Annotated in this window: 16 protein-coding genes; 5 read left to right on the forward strand and 11 right to left on the reverse strand. The window is 35.9% G+C overall.

Annotated elements, in window-relative coordinates; all coding sequences use genetic code 11:
- Window positions 1–24: 24 nt before the first annotated feature.
- From tsf to ACY2RT_RS09260, 6 genes are all read right to left on the reverse strand, one after another.
- Complete coding sequence (tsf, locus tag ACY2RT_RS09235) at window positions 25–990, reverse strand: translation elongation factor Ts (protein ID WP_490155625.1); 966 nt, start codon at window positions 988–990, stop codon at window positions 25–27.
- Between the two features lie 99 nt (window positions 991–1,089).
- Window positions 1,090–1,899 carry a 30S ribosomal protein S2 gene (gene rpsB / locus ACY2RT_RS09240; protein WP_490155626.1) on the reverse strand — a complete coding sequence of 270 codons (810 nt, stop codon included), beginning with the start codon at window positions 1,897–1,899 and terminating at the stop codon, window positions 1,090–1,092.
- Between the two features lie 206 nt (window positions 1,900–2,105).
- Window positions 2,106–2,492, reverse strand: a complete 387-nt coding sequence (gene rpsI, locus ACY2RT_RS09245) for a 30S ribosomal protein S9 (RefSeq protein WP_490155627.1) — start codon at window positions 2,490–2,492, stop codon at window positions 2,106–2,108.
- Window positions 2,492–2,947: a 50S ribosomal protein L13 gene (gene rplM / locus ACY2RT_RS09250; protein ID WP_490155628.1), complete on the reverse strand. Its 456-nt coding sequence runs from the start codon at window positions 2,945–2,947 to the stop codon at window positions 2,492–2,494. The genes rpsI and rplM overlap by 1 nt, the downstream gene beginning before the upstream one ends.
- Before the next feature lie 191 nt (window positions 2,948–3,138).
- Window positions 3,139–6,591 carry a pyruvate carboxylase gene (locus tag ACY2RT_RS09255; protein ID WP_490155629.1) on the reverse strand — a complete coding sequence of 1,151 codons (3,453 nt, stop codon included), beginning with the start codon at window positions 6,589–6,591 and terminating at the stop codon, window positions 3,139–3,141.
- Window positions 6,592–6,698: 107 nt separating this feature from the next.
- Window positions 6,699–7,757, reverse strand: a complete 1,059-nt coding sequence (locus tag ACY2RT_RS09260; protein ID WP_490155630.1) for a hypothetical protein — start codon at window positions 7,755–7,757, stop codon at window positions 6,699–6,701.
- A gap of 311 nt (window positions 7,758–8,068) precedes the next feature.
- On the opposite strand from ACY2RT_RS09260, the gene ACY2RT_RS09265 reads away from it, so the two are divergent.
- The gene (locus ACY2RT_RS09265; RefSeq protein ID WP_490155631.1) at window positions 8,069–10,723 is read left to right on the forward strand and encodes a DUF5916 domain-containing protein; all 2,655 of its coding nucleotides are present in this window, start codon (window positions 8,069–8,071) and stop codon (window positions 10,721–10,723) included.
- A 17-nt stretch (window positions 10,724–10,740) separates the two neighbouring features.
- On the opposite strand, the gene ACY2RT_RS09270 is transcribed toward ACY2RT_RS09265, so the two are convergent.
- From ACY2RT_RS09270 to ACY2RT_RS09280, 3 genes are all read right to left on the reverse strand, one after another.
- The gene (locus tag ACY2RT_RS09270) at window positions 10,741–11,451 is read right to left on the reverse strand and encodes a hypothetical protein (protein ID WP_490155632.1); all 711 of its coding nucleotides are present in this window, start codon (window positions 11,449–11,451) and stop codon (window positions 10,741–10,743) included.
- A 148-nt stretch (window positions 11,452–11,599) separates the two neighbouring features.
- Window positions 11,600–12,226 carry a response regulator gene (locus ACY2RT_RS09275; RefSeq protein WP_490155633.1) on the reverse strand — a complete coding sequence of 209 codons (627 nt, stop codon included), beginning with the start codon at window positions 12,224–12,226 and terminating at the stop codon, window positions 11,600–11,602.
- Window positions 12,223–14,145, reverse strand: coding sequence for an ATP-binding protein (locus ACY2RT_RS09280; RefSeq protein WP_490155634.1), 1,923 nt, complete (start codon window positions 14,143–14,145; stop codon window positions 12,223–12,225). The genes ACY2RT_RS09275 and ACY2RT_RS09280 overlap by 4 nt, the downstream gene beginning before the upstream one ends.
- A 238-nt stretch (window positions 14,146–14,383) precedes the next feature.
- Between ACY2RT_RS09280 and ACY2RT_RS09285 the strand changes: the two genes are divergently transcribed.
- From ACY2RT_RS09285 to ACY2RT_RS09295, 3 genes are read left to right on the forward strand one after another with little or no spacing between them, the layout of a single operon-like run.
- Entirely contained in the window at window positions 14,384–14,860 is a 477-nt protein-coding gene (locus ACY2RT_RS09285) for a hypothetical protein (protein ID WP_490155635.1), read from the forward strand.
- Between the two features lie 22 nt (window positions 14,861–14,882).
- The gene (locus ACY2RT_RS09290) at window positions 14,883–15,293 is read left to right on the forward strand and encodes a hypothetical protein (protein ID WP_490155636.1); all 411 of its coding nucleotides are present in this window, start codon (window positions 14,883–14,885) and stop codon (window positions 15,291–15,293) included.
- Window positions 15,294–15,320: 27 nt separating this feature from the next.
- Window positions 15,321–15,731, forward strand: coding sequence for a hypothetical protein (locus ACY2RT_RS09295; protein ID WP_490155637.1), 411 nt, complete (start codon window positions 15,321–15,323; stop codon window positions 15,729–15,731).
- Between the two features lie 76 nt (window positions 15,732–15,807).
- Here ACY2RT_RS09295 and polA read toward each other — a convergent pair whose 3' ends face one another.
- Window positions 15,808–18,648, reverse strand: coding sequence for a DNA polymerase I (gene polA / locus ACY2RT_RS09300; protein ID WP_490155638.1), 2,841 nt, complete (start codon window positions 18,646–18,648; stop codon window positions 15,808–15,810).
- Window positions 18,649–18,747: 99 nt separating this feature from the next.
- Between polA and ACY2RT_RS09305 the strand changes: the two genes are divergently transcribed.
- A complete protein-coding gene (locus ACY2RT_RS09305; RefSeq protein ID WP_490155639.1) occupies window positions 18,748–19,680 on the forward strand; it encodes an isoaspartyl peptidase/L-asparaginase family protein in 933 nt (310 codons plus the stop codon).
- Here the strand turns inward: ACY2RT_RS09305 and ACY2RT_RS09310 are convergent.
- Window positions 19,668–20,540: a cyanophycinase gene (locus tag ACY2RT_RS09310; protein ID WP_490155776.1), complete on the reverse strand. Its 873-nt coding sequence runs from the start codon at window positions 20,538–20,540 to the stop codon at window positions 19,668–19,670. The genes ACY2RT_RS09305 and ACY2RT_RS09310 overlap by 13 nt on opposite strands.
- Window positions 20,541–20,636 lie beyond the last annotated feature (96 nt).

Raw genomic sequence — 20,636 nt, forward strand, 5'->3', positions numbered from 1 at the left:
TTTTCATGATATACTATATGTTGCTTATCCTAAAGAAACTCTTTCAAAAGAAACAACTTCTACATCGCCAACAGATTTAACGTATTCGGCGACGCTCTTTTTTTCATCTTTAATGAAGTTTTGGTCTAAAAGGCATTGTTCCTGATCCAGAGTTGTATTATCTGAAATAAAACGTTCTAATTTTCCAGGTAGAATCCTATCCCAGATTTGTTCGGGTTTGCCTTCTGCTTTTAATTCAGCTTTTGCATCTTCTTCAGCCTGTACAAGAACTTCATCGGTTAATTGTGCTCTGGAAATATACTTAGGAACATTTTTAAGTGTTTTACCTAATCTTCCCAATTCAATATTATCTTTTTCGATAACGGCAATTCTGGCTTCGGTTTCTGAAACAATAAAACCTGCGTCGAAATCTTTGTAAGATAATGTTGTTGCTCCCATTGAAGCTACTTGCATAGAAATATCTTTTGCCAGAGTTTCGGCTCCTTCTATGTTAGCAGATAAACCTACTAAAGCAGCAATTTTATTTCCATGAATATAAGACCCTACGAAAGGAGCTTCTAATGTTTTATAAGCACCAATTTCAATTTTCTCACCAATAACTCCCGTTTGTTCAAGAAGTTTTTCATCAACGGTCATACCTCCAAAATCAGCAGCTAAAAATTCTTCTTTGCTTGAAGTATTTAACGCAATTTCTGCCATTTTATGTGCCATAGCGACATAGTCGGTATTTTTAGCAACGAAATCAGTTTCACAGTTCAAAGAAACGATCACTCCTTTTGTTTTAGCATCATTTACTTTTGCGATCACAGCACCTTCACTGGAATCACGATCTGCTCTTTTTTCAGCTATTTTTTGTCCTTTTTTTCTAAGGATCTCAATTGCTTTATCAAAGTCACCTTCTGCCTCGACCAATGCTTTTTTGCAGTCCATCATACCGGCTCCGGTTGCTTTTCTTAATTTATTTACTTCTGCGGCTGTAATGTTTGCCATCGTATTAAATTTTTAAGTTATGTATTAGAAAAAAGTCGTTTAATTTATTTTCAGTGAGAAAAAGAACCAAACGACTTTTATGTTTTATTTGAATGTTTCTTATTCTTCTTCTTTTGTAGCAGCAGCTTCTACTGCAACGGCTTTAGCTTCTTCTTTCTTAGCGCTAGGTGCTGCTTTAGCTGCTTTTGGTGCATCAACTTCTTTACCTTCTTTGCCGGACTTTCTCTCGGCAAGGCCTTCAATAACTGCTTCGGAAACTGAGGTCATTATCTTATCGATAGATTTTGAAGCGTCGTCATTAGAAGGAATCACATAGTCTATTTCACGGGGGTCACTATTAGTATCTACCATTGCGAAAATAGGAATGTTCAATTTTTGAGCTTCTTTTACAGCAATATGCTCACGTGTAGTATCTACAATGAACAATGCTCCGGGAAGACGACTCATATCACTAATAGAACCTAAGTTCTTTTCCAACTTAGCACGAAGACGATCTACTTGTAAACGCTCTTTCTTTGAAAGTGTGTTAAAAGTACCATCTTGTTTCATACGATCAATAGAAGCCATTTTTTTAACAGCCTTTCTAATCGTTACAAAATTAGTAAGCATTCCACCGGGCCATCTTTCTGTAATGTACGGCATGTTGGCATTGCCTGCTTTTTCTGCAACAATGTCCTTTGCTTGTTTTTTTGTAGCTACGAAAAGGATTTTTCTTCCACTGGCTGCAATTTTTTTAAGAGCTTCATTAGCTTCTTCAAGTTTTGCAGCAGTCTTGTAAAGATTTAAAATATGAATTCCATTGCGCTCCATATAAATGTAAGGAGCCATATTTGGATTCCATTTTCTGGTCAAGTGACCAAAATGTACACCTGCGTCCAGCAAGTCTTTAACGTCTGTTTTGTTTGCCATTTTGTAATAGTTTACTTTCCTGTAAATAGATAGCAACCTATCCGCCGGAGGCGAATTATGGTTTAGATGCTAAACTACTCTCCGCCAAAGGCGGATAACAGCGATTATTAATAATTTGTCGAATATTCGACGCTTGTTTAAGAACGTGATCCGACCTTTCAAAATTCCAGGATCGGATAAGTTTCCCAACTAAGTTGAGAATAAAATTAACGCTTAGAGAACTGGAATTTCTTACGAGCTTTCTTCTGACCGAATTTCTTACGCTCTACCATTCTTGGGTCTCTTGTTAATAAACCTTCAGGCTTTAAAACCAATCTGTTTTCTTCATTAACTTCGCACATAGCACGAGATAATGCCAAACGAATTGCTTCAGCTTGTCCGGTAATTCCACCACCAAAAACATTTACATTAATGTCAAAGGATTTATCGTTTTCTGTTAACGCTAAGGGTTGTCTTACTTTATATTGTAAAGTAGCGGTAGGAAAGTAAGTTTCCATGTCTCGCTTGTTTACAGTGATGTTCCCTTTTCCTTCAGAAAGGTATACACGGGCAACAGCGGTTTTTCTTCTACCTATTTTGTGAATAACTTCCATTACTTGATATTGTTAAGGTTAATGGTTTTTGGTTTTTGTGCCTCTTGATCGTGCGTTGCACCGGCATATACTTTTAAATTTCTGAATAACTCTGCTCCTAATTTGTTTTTAGGCAACATCCCTTTCACAGCTTTTTCAATAACTCTTTCAGGTCTTTTGCTTCGTAATTCAGTGGCAGTCAAACTACGTTGTCCGCCCGGGTAGCCAGTGTGACGTATATATGTCTTATCTTCCCATTTATTTCCTGTTAGGTTGATCTTTTCGGCATTAGTAATAATTACGTTATCACCGCAATCAACGTGTGGGGTAAAATTAGGTTTGTGCTTTCCGCGAAGTAATTTTGCAACTTCACTTGCAAGACGGCCTAATGTTTGCCCTTCAGCATCTACATGCAACCACTCTTTCGTTACGGTGGCTTTGTTCGCTGAAACTGTTTTATAACTTAATGTATCCACTTTTATTAATTTTTCTAACTGTCTTCACCTACAGCCAGAGTTAAACATTCCTTCTTTTGGATAAATCGGGGTGCAAATGTACTATTATTTATTTGAAAAACAAGATGTCTATCTTTTATTTTTTTGAAAGGAATTAGCAAGTATATCCCGTTTTTTAAGGATGATTTTTTGAATATGTAAATGCAATTTTATTACTCTAAAGTAACAATCAAATCATCCTTCATTACCATGGTGCCCGATTTTAAAGTGATTGACTTTATTTTGCCAGCTTTTGTAGCAGTTACAGTAGTTTCCATTTTCATGGCTTCAATGATAAAAAGATGATCGTTTTCTTTTACTTCCTGTCCTTTTTTCACCAATACTTTATATAACATCCCTTGTAACGGAGCTCCCATTTGGTTAGTATCTGCAGGGTCTGCTTTTACATTTTCCTCTTTTTTAATATTGAGGGAAGTATCCTTAATTTCCACGAACCTGTTTTCTCCATTCACTTTAAAGAAAATAATTCGAATACCTTCTTCATCGGCATTTCCCACCGAAAGTAACTTTACAATAATGGTCTTTCCGGGTTCCAGCTCAATTAAGGTTTCTTCTCCTATTTTCATTCCATAGAAGAAATTAATGGTTGGTAAAATAGCCAGATTTCCATAGAGTTTATACTTTTCATGGGCTTGTTCAAAAACTCGCGGATATAAACTATAGGATAGAAAATCTTCAAATTCGATAGGCCTGGTAAACCCTTTTTGAAATTTTTTATGAAAGGCTCTATACTCTTCATCAAAATCGATAGGGGTAAGGTGTGCGTTGGGTCTGTCTGTATAAGCTTTGTTATTTTTCAGTACTATTTTCTGAAGTTCCTTCGGGAAACCACCCAAAGGCTGTCCCAAATCACCTTTGAAGAAATTGATCACAGATTCCGGGAAGGAGATCTCATGGCCCCGCTCCATTACATCTTCAGGAAACAGGTCATTGGTCACCATAAATATTGCCATATCACCTACTACTTTAGAACTGGGGGTTACTTTTATTAAATTTCCGAACATATCATTTACCCGGGCATACATTTTTTTTACTTCATCAAAACGATCTCCTAGCCCTAGTGCTATAGCTTGTGGGCGTAAATTGGAATATTGTCCTCCAGGAATTTCATGTTGGTATACCTCTGCAGTACCGGATTTTAAACCGGATTCAAAAGGATAGTACATTTCTCTTACATCTTCCCAGTAGTTTGAAAATTGATTGAGCGTATCTATATCAAAGGCATGAGCTCGCTCTTGCAGTTGCATCATTTCCACCACCGAATTAAAATTAGGTTGTGATGTAAGGCCCGAAAGACCTCCTAAAGCTACATCTACAACATCCACGCCAGCTTCAATGGCTTTTAGATATGTTGCAGATTGGATGGATGAGGTATCATGTGTATGCAAATGCAAAGGAATATTCAGTGAATCTTTTAATGCACTCACCAATTCTGTTGCTGCATATGGTTTTAACAAACCTGCCATATCTTTGATAGCGATCATATGCGCACCCGCATTTTCCAGGTCTTTAGCAAGTTGTATGTAGTATTTTAAATTGTATTTGGTTTCTTTTGGGTCCAGGATGTCACCTGTATAACTAATGGCTGCTTCAGCAATTCCACCTGTTTTATTTCGTACATAACTAATGCTGGGCTCCATTGCCTTTACCCAGTTTAGAGAATCGAAAATTCTAAAAATATCAATTCCGTTTTCCCAGGATTTCTCGACGAACTTTTCAATCAAATTATCAGGATATGCTTTATAACCAACTCCGTTGGAACCTCGTAGCAGCATTTGGAAAAGAACATTTGGTATCAAGGCCCGCAATTCTCTTAAACGTGTCCAGGGGCTTTCATTTAGAAACCGAAGGCATACATCAAACGTAGCTCCTCCCCACATTTCTATACTAAAAGTATTTGGGTGGTTTTTTGCAAAACTTTCGGCTACTTTCAGCATATCTTGTGAACGCATTCGGGTTGCCAGTAAAGATTGATGTGCATCTCGAAAGGTGGTGTCGGTATAATGTATCTTTTTTTCAGCTTTCAGCCAGGCACAGAATTTTTCGGGTCCTAATTCTGTAAGTAGGTCTTTAGATCCTTTAGGGTATTCGGAAAAAGGATCGAATTTTGGAACTTTCGGATTTCTGAAAATCTTACTGTCATCTTTGAACTTTACGTCCGGATTTGTATTTACAATAACTTCGCCCAGATACTTCGTGATTTTTGAAGTACGGTCCTGGGATAATTTTATATCAAATAAAGCAGGAGTATTCTGTATAAAATTTACGGAAGCTTTTCCTTCTTTAAAAGTATCATGATTAATCACATTTTGTAAAAAGCGGATATTGGTCTTTACTCCACGAATACGAAATTCTTTTAATGCGCGGGACATTTTACGTACGGCACCATCTAATGTTCTTCCATGGGCAGAAACTTTTACCAACATAGAATCAAAGAAAGGGCTTACACTATAGGATTGGTAGATACTACCGGCGTCCAGGCGTATTCCCATTCCCGAAGCACTGCGATAAGTAGTAATTGTACCATAATCCGGGGTAAAATCATTTTCGGGGTCTTCGGTGGTAAGCCTGCACTGTAATGCAAAACCATAGGTGGCAAGTGTATCCTGTTCGTATATTTTTATCTGCTTGTCATGAAGTTTATATCCGCCGGCAACAAATATCTGGGTTTTAATGAGATCGATACCAGTTACCATTTCGGTAACAGTATGTTCCACCTGAATCCGTGGATTTACTTCAATGAAATAGACATGGTCTTCTGAATCAACTAAAAATTCAACAGTACCTACATTATTATAACTTACTTCCTTGGCAATCGCAAGTGCATAGGTATATAATTCCTGCTTAACTTTTTCTGAAACATTAAAAGACGGGGCAATCTCAACTACTTTTTGATGACGCCTTTGTACAGAACAGTCTCGCTCATATAAATGACGAATGTTTCCATGATTATCTGCTACAATTTGTACTTCTATATGTTTAGGGTCTTCCACATATTTTTCCAAAAACATAGTATCATCACCAAAAGCATTTAATGCTTCATTACGAGCCGAATCAAAATAAAGTTCCAGATGTTTAGGATTTCTTATAATCCGCATGCCTCTTCCACCTCCACCGGAGGCTGCTTTAAGCATTAAGGGATATCCAATGGAAGCTGCCTCGGAAAGTGCAACTTTTAAAGAGGTTAATTTTTTAGTGTTACTTTTTATAATGGGAACATTACATTTTAGCGCAATTTTTTTAGCAGTAATTTTGTCTCCCAACGAATCCATTACTTTAGGGTCCGGTCCTATAAAAATGATATTATTTGCAGCACATTTTCGGGCAAACTCAGAATTTTCAGATAGAAACCCATACCCGGGATGTATAGCATCTACATGCTTTTCTTTTGCTAAAGCTATAATTTGATCGCTATTTAAATAAGGTTTTAGAGGCTCGTTGTCTTCACCTATTTGGTAGGCTTCATCTGCTTTATATCTATGTTGCGAATAACGGTCTTCATAAGTAAAAACAGCTACGGTTTTTAAGTTTATCTCTGTACAGGCTCTTAAAACTCTAATGGCAATTTCACCTCGATTGGCAACCAGAACTTTTTTTATTTTCATGGGGTCATATTACTGTTAAAAAAGGGATATTATATTGTTGCCTAAAGGTAAAAAACAGTATATACGCTTTGAAATTTTTATTGATTTATTTATGAGAAGTTTTTAACTTATTTAATGATATAAGGATTTTCATTTTTATAGTTTCTAACAATATAATCAAGAGCACTGTTCAATATTTCTCCCATGTTAGATGATTTTTTGAAATTCACATCTCCCGTCAATTTAAATAATTCGGTTTTTAATTCTTTTATTTTTGCTTTGGAAGAAATGGAATCTACGGTCATACAATCCAACAGTTCTTTTAAACGGTCTTTTTCACTGGTAGCCCTCTTAGCTAATAATGAACGCTCTTCCCGTTTGTATTGCTCTATGGACTCGTCTTGAAGCGACTCTAAGGTCATTTTAACCAACTTGTTATTCTCTTTTAAAAACTGAGGCTTGTACACTTTCGTATTTCCTTCATAGCTCTGCTGGTCAAAATCTATTGCTCTGATTCTATATTGAATTCTATCAAAATCATGTGTCAATACCATTACGTAATTATACGAACGCATGTCTCCCAAAAGGCGTACAAAACAGCGTTCGTTGAATTTCACAAATTCTTTTGCTATTTCCCTTTTATCCTGGTCCGAACACTTGTCCAGATTATTTTCAATAAAATCATCTCCCGGAATCCCAGAAATATGTTCTTCGATCAATGTATTTCCATGCACTAAAAAATTAATGTGGTTTGGAGATAACAGATGTTCTAACTCCAGACCATAAATACGTGAGGCATCTGCTTTCTTTATGTATAAAAAAATGTAGTTATCGTTCAAAATATTTCGAACTTTAACCCTAAAAGGCTTTGTATTTCCAAAAGTACAATAGTCAATACTGTCAATGGTTAGATAGGGAAGTACAATATCACTTCCATCTGCATGTAAAACCGTATACATTTTTTTTAAGCTAAGTTCAATTTCATCGCGCTCAGATTCAGAATAATAAGTGCTAACCCAAAGTGTATCATTTCCATATTTGTCATAAATAGATATAGCTCCCTGAAATCTTAACAGATCATCGTAATAGATGGGGATTTTTATATTTCTTCCATGACGGGTCAGGTATTCAGATAAAGTATCGGAAATCTTGTAGGCAGGTTTTTTTTTGGAAATCAATTTTCTCATAATTTGGTAAAATGTATATAAAGATAATCATTAATGCATGGCAAGTCTCAAATGCTAAAAAAGTTAAAGTTCTCTTAAAATATATATAAATCTGTCACTTAATTTCGTTAAATGGGTCTATTTATAAACTAGGTTGTAGTTATTGAAGGAACAGGGGCAGGATAGTGAATTACAATTCACTACATAAAATATGAAATTCACTACAATTCATTTTTTTTGGCAAATGCGTGCTTATATATTCGTCTTGTCGTCAATGAAAAAGGCGATAAAGAAGGAATTTAGTATTTCAAACTCAATATAAATTAACTACTATGAACCATCCGCTTTCTCTACTTTTTTTGTTGTTTCCGTGTTTTATTTTTACTTCCTTTTCTCAAACTGAAAATACCTCTTCTACAGATCAGGTTCAACCTGAAAAAAAGAGTTATACGACCAAAACCATAGGACAAAATACTGCTCCAAAAATTGATGGGATCATTGATGAAACTACATGGGACATTGTGGATTGGACAGGAGACTATGTAGAGAATCAACCAGATAATGGGACAGCACCTACCGAGCAAACCAAGTTTAAAATTGTATATGATGAAAAGAACCTATACATAGCTGTACGTTGTTTTGATGCTGAGCCGGACAAAATAGTGAGGCGTCTTTCACGTCGTGATGGTTTTGAGGGGGATTGGGTGGAATTTAATATTGACAGCTATAATGATGACCGGACTGGCTTTTCTTTTACAATATCAGCTGCCGGGGTAAAGGGAGATGAGTTTATCTCTAATAATGGAAATAATTGGGATTCCAGTTGGAACCCGATTTGGTATGCAAAAACACAAGTTGATGCTGAAGGTTGGACTGCAGAAATAAAAATTCCTTTAAGTCAATTACGCTTTGGAAACGAAGAAGAACAGGTTTGGGGATTACAATCTACAAGGCGTTATTTTAGAAATGAAGAGCGCTCTCTTTGGCAGCACGTGCTGCCAAATTCTCCGGGATGGGTTAGTGAATTTGGAGAATTGAGAGGGTTAATAGGGCTAAAACCACAAAAACAATTAGAAATTCAACCTTATCTTTTAACACAATTAGATACTTATCCTGAAGAAGAAGGAAATCCTTTTAGAGATGGAAGTGATACGAGCTTATCCGGAGGTGTTGATGCAAAAATTGGAATTACAAATGACCTGACCTTAGATCTCACTATCAATCCGGATTTTGGACAGGTAGATGCGGATCCCGGAGCAATTTCATTAGACGGATTTGAAATTTTCTTTCAGGAAAGAAGACCTTTTTTTGTTGAAAACAAGAATGTATTTGATTTTCGAATAGGAGGAGGAGCAGATAATTTATTCTTTTCGCGCAGGATTGGTCGTAGCCCTCAGGGAGATCCTTATGAAGATGATACTGAGTATGCAGACATACCCATAAACTCTACGATCTTAGGTGCTGCAAAATTTAGTGGGAAAACAAAAAATGGCTGGTCTGTAGGTTTTTTAGAAAGTGTTACTTCTAAGGAATATGCTGATATAAGGAATGAAGACGGTTCTGAAGAAGAAGTCTTGGTAGAGCCATTGACTAATTACATGGTAGCAAGAGCACAAAAAGACTTTAACGATCGAAATTCTTTTATAGGAGGGGTTTTTACTGCGACAAACAGAAAGCTGGAAGATAATCTTAATTTCCTCAGAAAGAATGCATATACAGGGGGAATTGATTTTAGGCATAACTGGAAAGACCGCAAGTACTATGTGCTAGGTGATATTGTTGTTAGTAATGTAAATGGAAGCGAAGAAGCTATTGAAGAGACTCAAAACAGTTTAGTTCACCTTTTTCAAAGAGTAGATGCAAGTCATGTGAGTGTAGATACTACCAAAACATCATTAACGGGGACTGGCGGTAGATTACAATTTGGAAAAGGAGGAGGAGGAGATTGGAGATATTATATTGGTGGAAACTGGAAAACTCCGGAATTAGAATTAAACGATCTGGGCTTCCTTCGCCAGGCAGATGTTATTTCTCAATATTTAAATGTACGGCGTTTGTTCAACAAACCTACAAGTTGGTACAGACAAGCGAATATTGGATTCGATCAATTTACTCAATATGATTTTGAAGGAAATTATAACCGAATTCAGTATGAAATTAACAGTTATTTGAATTGGAAAAATAATTGGTGGACTGAGTTTGGCGCTGCCCATAAACCAAGAATTTACAGCAATACAGTATTAAGAGGAGGGCCACGCTGGAGGTGGTCTGATGAGAATTTTTGGTTTCTGTTTTCAGGAACGGACCAGCGTAAAAAATTCAATATGACGGTCGGGTATGTAAACTCCAGGGCAAAACAGGACAATTTCTCTCTGGATAGGTACGTGCTTCGGTTCAGGTATCAACCGCTAGATGCATTAAGCCTTTCACTTTCTACAGAATATGAAGATAATCCCAACAAGACCCAGTACGTAGCTGAGGCTTCATACAATGGAACACCCCGGTATATTACTGCCGAAATAGATAATGAATCTTTAAGTGCCACTCTTAGGGTCAACTATACGATCAATCCGGACCTTACCATACAGTACTATGGACAGCCTTTCATTTTCAAAGCAAAATACACAAACTTCAATTATGTGAATGATCCTATTGCAGAAGACCTGTATGATCGTGTGATCTGGTATGATAATAATCAAATATCATTACTGGAAGAAGATGAAGTATATTCTGTAGATGAAAATATGGATGGTAAAGAGGACTATAATTTTGATGACCCTAATTTTGCCTATGTACAGTTCCGCTCTAATTTGGTAGTGCGTTGGGAGTACATTCCGGGATCCGAAATATTTTTAGTATGGTCTCAGGGAGTAACAGGTTTAGGTAATATTGAAGATAATTTTAGCGCACTTGCAGACGATCAAATCTTGGGGCAACAACCTCAGAACACATTTTTGATCAAGGCGACGTATCGATTTGTGTTATAAACTATGTTTTTGAGTACTTATTGTAATCTGGATTGAGCTTCAGAGACAAAGTCTTTGTACTTTCTAAGGACCCGATCCCATTCCCTATATAATTCATCAGATTTCACACTTGTGAGTGGTCTTTGGGATTCCTCACTTACCAACTTTATCTTAAATGCTAATGGGTTGTCATTGGATTGTTTTACGATAATGCGTGTTCGTATGGTATTTTGCCTAAAGGTTTTTAGCTGCCATGCGGTACGGATATAACCAGTTTCTTTATCGGTTATTTCAATTACATCTGAGTACGTAAGAACGATTTGATTAATAAGCCTCCAGGCAGCATCCTTGTCTTTTCTTGTCTTTATCTCAATATCCACATTGGCTATGTCTGTCCTTACCGAAGCATCATATGCATCATCTCTTTGCATTTCCACAAAATATTTTTTTGGAGGTTTTGACAAGTCTTTACGGTTACAAAACTCTACTTCATATCGTAAAAAACCTACTTTCTCAATTTTTACATTTATACAACTATTGTTAGGTACTGTAATTGTAAGACTGCCTTTACCCAGTACTTTACCATCTACTATGATATCTGCATCTTGCTCTGAAACGCTTAACTCTATCTTCTTTTTACCAAAAATTAATACATTATCTGGTAATGAAAAGGCTTGATGAGGTGTTACAAAGGACAACATTATTATAAAAAGTACTTTTTTAAGCTGAAGCAGACTTTGGTTTTTCATATTAAAATTGATTTAATCGAAAAGTATATAACCTCATTAATGGTATACTAAATCGAAAGTTGAATAATTATATAGGCAAATCTAAAAAGGGTAAGCTTGAATTTATATACCTAATTGTAGGTATATAACCAGAAGAGAAAGTAGATGACTATAAGTTCGTTAGAACATAATTTACAAGGCCTGTATTGCTTTTAATACCTAGCTTCTTGTGAATATTTTTCCTGTGTGTATCGATGGTGTATTTACTAATTTTCAATTGCTGCGCCATTTCGATACTGGTTCTTCCTTTAGCCAGTAACAGTAGTATTTCCTTTTCCCTTCGGGTTAAGCTTTTTTGTGGCGAGTTTTGTTCATTGTTAAACCATGACTTTATATCTTTTGGAAGATTTTCACTAAAATAAAACTCCCCTTTTATTAGTGTATGAATTGCAGTAACAAGTTCTTTTTTCTCTACATTTTTAGTAACGTATCCTTTAGCGCCAGCTTCCAGCATTTCAATTACATCAACACTTTGATCATACATACTTAAAGCGAGGACTTTTATGTTTGGGTGCTCTTTTGTTAGCATTCGTGTGGCTGTAATTCCATCTAATACAGGCATTCTAATGTCTGTTAAAACTATATGAGGTTGCATGCCACTTTCAATAAATTGAATGAGTTCCAGGCCATTATTTGCTTCACCGATAATTGAGATTCCTATTTCTTCAGATAGAATGGATTTAATTCCATCTATAAAAAGTTGATGATCGTCTGCTATAATAATATTGATTGTCATAAAGGAATATTTAAAATTATGGTAGTGCCATTTCCTTCCGTAGAATCAATTACGATATCACCACTTATTTTTTCCAATCTCTTTTCAATATTGGTTAAGCCTACACCATTGGATGAATTTTGAGGATTAAATCCTTTACCATTGTCTTCAACAATAATATTTAGCACATTTTCATGTTCAGAAAATTGTACAATGGCTTCAGTTGCTCCTGAATGTTTAATGATATTGGTAAGCAATTCCTGAATAATTCTGAAAATCTGAATCTCTATTGTATTTTCAATACGTTTATTGACATCAACATTAATTACCTTAATACTGATTTTTTTGGATTCGGAAATTTGATTAGCAATTACCTTGGTTGATGGAATAAGTCCTTTGTTTATAAGTGCTCCAAAATTTTTACTTTGTCCAATTTTACGAATATCATTGTATGTGTTTTCTATGATGCTTTTTAGCTTTTCATAAAATTTTTCAAACCCTTCCTTATCATTAAAGCTATCCAAATAGAGTTTTAATGTTGCTACTTTACTGCCCAGATTATCATGGAGGTCTGCGGCAATTTTACTTCTTTCTTTTTCTTGAGCGTTAATAATAGCGTCAATACCATTAAGTTCCTGAGTTTTTAAAACTTGTTCAAATTCCTGATTTTTGATCTGTGCTTTTTGTAAGGCTATAACTTGCTTTCGTTTGGAGTTTTTTGCAAGCAAATAAATAATTCCAAGTGTAACTAATAATGTTAATAGAGATGCAATTAGCAGGTTTCTGTTTTGCTTTCTTTTGTATTCTGTTTCTTGATTGATACTTTTAAGTGACAGAATTTCTTTTTCTTTCTTTTCGCTCTCATACTTGGTTTGTATTTCAAGAAAATTGTTTTCACTTTCAAAAGTTAAGATGCTATCATTAAGCTTTTGAGATTTTTCAGAGAACATCAATGCCTTAGTCATATCCCCTTTTCCTTTATAGGCTTCTTTTAAATTATTGTAAAGAGGAACAAGCTGTTTCCCTTTTACTTGTTTTTCGGCTTTTTCAAAATAACTAATAGCAGTATTATATTCTTTATTCTTAAGATGGATATATCCTAAATTACTTTGAGTGACCTCGATTCCTTTGACCAGTTTCAACTCATTTTTAAGCCGTAAAGTCTCTTCTAAGTATCCCTTTGCTTTTAAAGGATCTTTATCCAGATAAATATCCCCCAGATTATTGTAAATTATTGATAAAGAACGTTTGTCATTAACCTTGATAGCCAAATTTTCTGCTTCGGTATTATATTTAATAGCAGTAATGGTATCTCCGGTTTTGTAATATTGGGTAGCTAAATTGGGCAATGTTATTAGCTCAAACTGTTGTTGGTTCGTATTTCTAAAAATCACTAATGCCATTTCGCTGTATTCAATAGCTTTCGGATATATGTCTAATTCGGCAAAAGCAGTTGCAATATTACTATAGCATTTCCCCATATTAATGGAATCATTGACCCCTTCAAAAAAAGTAGCGCTTTCGGTTAATGTTTTAATGGTTTTGTTATAATCACCCAGGCGAAGCTGTATGGCCCCTAAGCTAATGTTAACAGCAGCAACTTCTTTAGGTCTATCCAAACTGTGTAAAATTTCTTTGGTTTCTTCAAAATAAAAAGAAGCAGAATCCAATTGGGCCGCAAAAAAATAAAAGCGTCCAAGTTGGTTATTTGTTTCTGCCAGAAGGGAATCATTTCCTTTATAAGAAAGGGCATTTAATGCATACATTTTTCCTTTAGTGAGATCGACACGTTCATATAAGGACGCTAATTGCAATTCTATTTTGGCAGTTTCAAAAGGGTCTTTTATGGTATTTAGTAATTGTGTTAAGCTATCAATTTTTGAGTTCTGAGAAAACAATAAAGGAGAAGTGAACAGTAATAGAAATACTATTTTTTTCATAATTGGTTTAAGCGGATAGCTTTTTAAAGGTACTAATTATTTTAAAGCTAAAGAGGTATTTCCTAAAACCACTATAGCAATTAGTACAAATTTACTGGAGAGATTTTTTAAAGTATATACCTATAATTAGGTATATGGATTCATTTGGCAGCAACCTAATTTTATCAAATAATTAGAACAAACTCTGTTGGTTATGAAACATTAAAACAAGAGGTTTAATTTTTTAAAGTATGTTATTATGAAGCTAAGACTATTTATTTTACCGTTGTTTATTTTTTTACAAACAGGTTCCTGTGATGATGATTCTTCAGATGATGGAGATTCCATAAACGAAAATTTTGTTGAATTTCTTGATGTACGCAATGATGCTCAGGGTGGGTGTAATGTAGAAACACAAACAGGGAATTTTTCTTGTACTTATACTGGAGGCTATACTACCGGAGGGTTAAGTTATACTATTTCAGTTTCACATAGTGGCTTATGCAGGACAGCCACTTTTAATCTAAGGGATAATTTAGATCAACCCAGTAATGCACTATTATTTTTACAAGTTGCAGAAAATGGAGTTGCTATTGAAACATATATTGGAAGTTCCGGAACAATAGATGTTACCGATTCAGGACTAAGCTCTTCCATGCGTTTTCAAGGAACTGTTGTTAATATGGATACTGGAGAAGAAGAAACTCTCTCAGGATTTATGGAATGCCCGTTTTAATTGATAATAAAATTAGATGATTATGAACGCATTCAAAAGGTTATTCATTTTACTAATTTTTTCTGTCTTGCTGTTTTCTTGTGATGAAGACGATCTATTAGAAGAAAGCAGGCCACTTATTAAATTTAATATTCAGTTAATTAACAACAACTTTGATGTTTGTCGTACGCTGAATATTACATATTTAATTGATGAAGAAGGTGTTCAAACCAGTTATGACATAATAAATGGAAGTTCCACAGAAATTAATATTAGTCTGAGAAAAGGAGAATTTATTGGGGTTACTGCTTTTGATACGGATGATTCAAGCAATGCAATCTTGGCAAGTGCAAATATCCCAAGTGATACCTATAGCGAAACAGAGGTAAACAGATTGAAAGTATATTATACCGAATGTTTTGTAATTAACAAAATATTATGGGTCACGAGATAAGGAGCCCATTTTAAAAAAACTGAAATAATGAAAACTACTGTCTCTATTCTTTTTTTGCTTACACTATTTTTATATTCTTGCGATGAAGAGATGACCACAGATGATGAAGAACCGGAAAGAACCTCTCATTTGGTAACCTTTGTAAATCTTACAGCTAATAATGGTTGTTTACCCGTTGAAGATCTAATCTCATTTGTAGTATCATATCGTGACATCCAGGTTATTCTTGATATAGAAGACAACCAGGAAGCTTACTTAACTGTTTTGGTTGAAGATGGGGAAAGTATTAATGTTGTGGTGAAAAGGACCAGTGGTGATGTTACACTGGCAAATGCCGATGTAGCAGTAAGAACCAGTTCCAGGCCTCCTGCGTTGGAAAATACCGTAAGGTTGGTTTCTTATTGTACGCCATTTAACTTAATTTTTGAAAATTTTTAATTAGTCAACTAATTAACCATAGATAAGGTGTTTTGTTTTGTGCAAGGCACCTTTCTTTAGTTATACTACTATACTATTAATGTGCCTCCAGCCAATTATCTCCTAAACCTAGCTCAACATCCAAAGGAACTGCCAATTGATAAGCATCTTCCATTTCAGTTTTAATGAGGATTTTAAGTTCTTCCAATTCAGCTTTGTAGACATCAAATACTAATTCGTCATGTACTTGAAGCAGCATTTTACTTTTGTATCCGGCTTCGGTCATTTTTTTGTGAATGTTGATCATCGCTATCTTAATGATATCTGCGGCACTTCCCTGAATAGGTGCATTTACGGCATTTCGCTCCGCAGCACCTCTCACAACAGCATTTCGAGAATTAATATCCTTTAAATACCTGCGTCTGCCTAATACCGTTTGTACATAACCATTGTCACGTGCAAAATCTACTAGTTCGCTCATATAATTGCGAAGTTTTGGATATGTTTTGTAATAAGTCTCGATCAACTCTTTGGCTTCGGTTCTGGAAAGATCTGTCTGGTTACTTAACCCAAATGCCGAAACCCCATAGATAATTCCAAAATTTACTGTTTTTGCATTACCTCGTTGCTCACGGGTAACTTCACTTAGTGGTACGTTAAATACTTTTGCAGCTGTAGAGGCGTGAATATCTTCTCCATTTTTAAAAGCTTTTATCATGGTTTCTTCTTCACTCAATGCTGCAATGATACGCAGTTCAATTTGTGAATAATCCGCAGCAAGTAAAATATAGTCCTTATCTCGTGGAACAAATGCTTTTCTAACTTCACGACCACGTTCCGTACGGATAGGAATATTCTGTAAATTAGGATTGTTACTACTTAGCCTTCCGGTAGCGGCAACGGTTTGCATATAATCGGTATGTACACGACTTGTAACAGGATCCACCTGTTCAGGTAATGCATCTACATAGGTACTCTTTAATTTTGATAAACCACGATATGCTAAGACATCACGAATTATCTTATGATCTTTTGCAAGGTAAGAAAGCACGTCCTCAGCAGTAGAATATTGACCAGTCTTGGTTTTCTTCGGTTTATCCACCAATTTCATTTTATCAAATAGAATTTCGCCCAATTGTTTTGGAGAAGCAATGTTGAATTCTACTCCTGCAGCTTCATAAATAGCTTTTTCCAGTTTGACAATGTCATTATCCAATTCTGAAGATAATCCTTTCAGAAAATCTTTATCCAGATTGATACCTTCCAGTTCCATATCGGCCAAAACACGCAATAAAGGAACCTCAATTTCATCAAACAGTTTTTGAGTATTGGCCTCACCTAATTCATTTTGGAAATGTTCCTTTAACTGAAGTGTAATATCTGCGTCTTCCACAGCATACTCTGTTTGTTTTTCAATAGGAACCTCTCGCATCGATAACTGATTCTTACCTTTTTTACCAATTAATTCTGAAATAGAAACAGGTGTATAATTAAGATAGGTTTCTGCCAGTACATCCATATTATGCCGCATATCGGGATTGATGAGATAATGTGCCAACATAGTGTCGAATAACTTTCCTTTTACTGAAACATTGTACTTGGCCAGTACTTTTATATCATACTTTAAATTCTGTCCAACTTTCTCAATTGATTGACTTTCGAAAAAAGGGCGAAGTTGCTCAATAATTTTCTGAGCTTCTTCTTTACTTTCCGGGAAGGGAAGATAAAACCCCTTTCCAACATCCCAGGAGAATGCAATTCCAACCAGTTCTGCTGTTAACGGATTTAAACCTGTAGTTTCAGTATCAAAACAGACACTGGATTGCTTCATAAGGTTTTGAATGAACAGTTTGGTGCCCATTCCCGGCTGAATTGTTTGGTAGAAATGTTCTGTTGTTTCAATAGTATTCCGTGAGTTAGCTGTTTTTACAGCTTCGGTAGCAGGCTCTCCATCTCCTCCAAAAAGCGAAAATTGGCCAGTTCCGGCAGTTTGTGAAGTTGTTTTTTTTGGTGTTTCTGCTTTCGAAGTTTTTGGTGTTTCCTCATTATTACTGCTTTCAGCAAAGGTTTTCAGAAAATTATCCGTTAAGCGTCTAAATTCTAATTCCTGAAATATTCCTTTTACACCTTCTATATCCGGGTCGGACATTTCAAAATCCTTTTCATTGAATTCCACCGGAACATCCAGAAGGATTCTGGCAAGCTCTTTAGAAAGTAATCCAAGTTCTTTAGCAGCTTCTACCTTTTCTTTCATTTTCCCTTTTAGCTCATGTGTGTTAGCAAGCAAGCCTTCCATACTGCCATAGGCCGCAATAAACTTTTTAGCAGTCTTTTCTCCCACTCCGGGAAGCCCGGGAATGTTATCGGCACTATCTCCCATCATCCCTAAAAAATCTATAACCTGTAAAGGGTCTTCAACTTCAAACTTTGCTTTTACTTCCGGGATTCCCCAAGTTTCATAACCACCACCAAAGACCGGGCGATACATAAAGATATTTTCAGAAACCAATTGCGCAAAATCTTTATCCGGGGTTACCATAAAAGTCTGGTATCCCTCTTTTTCGGCCTTTTTGGCAAGAGTTCCAATCACGTCATCAGCTTCAAAACCTTCTTTCACCATAATAGGAATATGCATGGCTTCTAATATCTTTTGAATATAGGGGACCGCAATTTTTATTGCTTCGGGGGTTTCATCTCTGTTTGCCTTGTATTCTGGAAATATTTCATTGCGGGAATCACTTCCGCCCTTATCAAAACAAACCGCTAAATGATCTGGTCTTTCACGTTTTATAACATCCAGTAAAGAATTGGTAAAGCCTAAAATGGCCGAAGTATCCATTCCTTTAGAGTTAATTCTGGGGTTTTTTATAAAAGCATAATACCCGCGAAAAATAAGAGCATAAGCATCAACCAGGAAGAGTCTTTTTTGATCAGCCATTTTTATTTTATATTGAAGTGTATAAAACTACAAAACTTCTGGCGCGAAGCGAAATTAATTGAAATGCAATTTGTAATTTTCCGAAGTAAATAAAATGAAATGAATAGATTTTCAATTGCAATCCATGGTGGTGCCGGAACCCTAATAAAAGGGCTTATGACCACTAATCTGGAGTCACAGTATAAAGCAGCTTTGAATAATGCTTTAGAAGCAGGATATAAAATTTTAGAAGGCGGTGGGAGCGCATTAGATGCTGTCGAAATTTCCGTAAAACTATTGGAAGATAGCCCGCTGTTCAATGCAGGTAAAGGATCTGTTTTTACTGCTGAAGGAACTCACGAAATGGATGCTGCCATTATGGAAGGAGCAACTCTACAAGCCGGTGCAGTATCATTGATCTCCGGAATTAAAAATCCGGTGTCATTAGCAAGAGATGTTATGGAAAAAAGTGAACACGTATTTCTGGCAGGAGAAGGAGCTATGCAATTTGCTAAAAGTAATGACTATACTGTTGAAGATGCTGATTATTTTTATGATGAAGTCCGTTATCAACAATGGCAGGGAATTAAAGGCAGTGATAAATTCCAACTGGATCATAGTGTTAAAAAAGATGGTAAGTTTGGAACGGTGGGTGCTGTTGCGTGTGATGTTAATGGAAATGTAGCTGCGGCGACATCTACGGGAGGTATGACCAATAAAAAATGGGGACGTGTAGGAGATAGCCCTATGATAGGTGCCGGAAATTATGCCAATAACAAGACTTGTGCAGTAAGTTGTACGGGCAGTGGAGAATTTTTTATTCGGGGTGTAGTAGCTTATGATGTTTCCTGCTTGATGGAATATAAAGGATATTCATTGCAAGAAGCTGCTTCCGAAGTGATTAACAATCGCATTCTTAGGATTGGTGGAGACGGGGGGCTAATTGCTGTGGACGCCAAAGGCAATATAGCAATGCCGTTCAATACCGAAGGAATGTATCGAGGGTGTAAAAATTCTGAAGGAGAAAAGGAAATTGCGATCTATAAAGATTGAGCATCTGTAACAGTAAGTCCTAAAGGGGACACTTTTACTTTTTTCTTCTTAATGTCAAAACGATCTCCGTTTGCAAGAATATGAGTTTTTAAATTTGTTAAAGACATAGGGGTTCCTTCTTCTACCAAAGATTGATTATTGTGTTTTAATTTTCGGGGGTTAAAAATAATGACCATTCCGGACCCTATCACTTCTACTACATTACAATTTTTAATGACTAATCCGGTGTCTTCAGCAAGTCCGATACCTATTAGCTTTGGAAATCTGGCAACAGCTTCAGCCAAACGCCCAAAACGTCCACGGCGGATAAAATGAGAGTCTATAACTAGGTCAGAAATGAAGCCCATCCCTTTATCCATTCCAACCGCTCCTTTAATAAAAGCTTCGGTACTACTTCCTCCGGTAATCATTTCTTCTGACATACACATAGCACCGGCACTGGTCCCTGCAATTACAAGAGGCTCGTTTTTATATCGCTCCAGTAAGATATCATGTATGGTTGTTCCGCCTATCTTTTTGGTAATGTTAGACTGATTCCCTCCGGAAAACATAATACAGTCGGCTTTTTTAATAAGTTCTATGTTTCTTGGGTCCTCAGACTGTATACGTTCACGAATATCCATTACATGAAGATTGGTACATCCTAATTTCTCAAAGGCTTCTAAGTAGTTTTCACCAACTTCATCAGGGATACTCGAAGCAGTAGGAATGATAATAATCAAAGCATCTGTACCACCACTTTCTTTTACTACACGTGATAAGATTCCTTCTTCAATGAACTCAAGGTGATAACTTTCTGTGGTTTCAGCCCCTTTGTCTTCATTCCCTCCAATTGGAATTAATATTCCTTTTACTTCCATAAGGTGTAATTTATTGATGGCAAAAATAGGAGTTTTGTTCTGAAAAAAAATTATATATTTATAATCTTTCACAATTCTTAATTTAAAGCTAATCAA

The organism is Ulvibacter sp. 2210JD10-4 (genome assembly GCF_058148525.1).

What these genes read in the sequence shown, in the direction of transcription:
- ACY2RT_RS09295 (WP_490155637.1), top strand. Translation starts at nt 15,321, where the DNA reads ATGAAAACTACTGTCTCTATTCTTTTTTTGCTTACACTATTTTTATAT.
- ACY2RT_RS09265 (WP_490155631.1), top strand. Translation starts at nt 8,069, where the DNA reads ATGAACCATCCGCTTTCTCTACTTTTTTTGTTGTTTCCGTGTTTTATT.
- ACY2RT_RS09270 (WP_490155632.1), bottom strand. Translation starts at nt 11,451, where the DNA reads ATGAAAAACCAAAGTCTGCTTCAGCTTAAAAAAGTACTTTTTATAATA.
- polA (WP_490155638.1), bottom strand. Translation starts at nt 18,648, where the DNA reads ATGGCTGATCAAAAAAGACTCTTCCTGGTTGATGCTTATGCTCTTATT.
- tsf (WP_490155625.1), bottom strand. Translation starts at nt 990, where the DNA reads ATGGCAAACATTACAGCCGCAGAAGTAAATAAATTAAGAAAAGCAACC.
- rpsB (WP_490155626.1), bottom strand. Translation starts at nt 1,899, where the DNA reads ATGGCAAACAAAACAGACGTTAAAGACTTGCTGGACGCAGGTGTACAT.
- rpsI (WP_490155627.1), bottom strand. Translation starts at nt 2,492, where the DNA reads ATGGAAGTTATTCACAAAATAGGTAGAAGAAAAACCGCTGTTGCCCGT.
- ACY2RT_RS09260 (WP_490155630.1), bottom strand. Translation starts at nt 7,757, where the DNA reads ATGAGAAAATTGATTTCCAAAAAAAAACCTGCCTACAAGATTTCCGAT.
- ACY2RT_RS09290 (WP_490155636.1), top strand. Translation starts at nt 14,883, where the DNA reads ATGAACGCATTCAAAAGGTTATTCATTTTACTAATTTTTTCTGTCTTG.
- ACY2RT_RS09255 (WP_490155629.1), bottom strand. Translation starts at nt 6,591, where the DNA reads ATGAAAATAAAAAAAGTTCTGGTTGCCAATCGAGGTGAAATTGCCATT.
- ACY2RT_RS09275 (WP_490155633.1), bottom strand. Translation starts at nt 12,226, where the DNA reads ATGACAATCAATATTATTATAGCAGACGATCATCAACTTTTTATAGAT.
- ACY2RT_RS09310 (WP_490155776.1), bottom strand. Translation starts at nt 20,540, where the DNA reads ATGGAAGTAAAAGGAATATTAATTCCAATTGGAGGGAATGAAGACAAA.
- ACY2RT_RS09285 (WP_490155635.1), top strand. Translation starts at nt 14,384, where the DNA reads ATGAAGCTAAGACTATTTATTTTACCGTTGTTTATTTTTTTACAAACA.
- ACY2RT_RS09280 (WP_490155634.1), bottom strand. Translation starts at nt 14,145, where the DNA reads ATGAAAAAAATAGTATTTCTATTACTGTTCACTTCTCCTTTATTGTTT.
- ACY2RT_RS09305 (WP_490155639.1), top strand. Translation starts at nt 18,748, where the DNA reads ATGAATAGATTTTCAATTGCAATCCATGGTGGTGCCGGAACCCTAATA.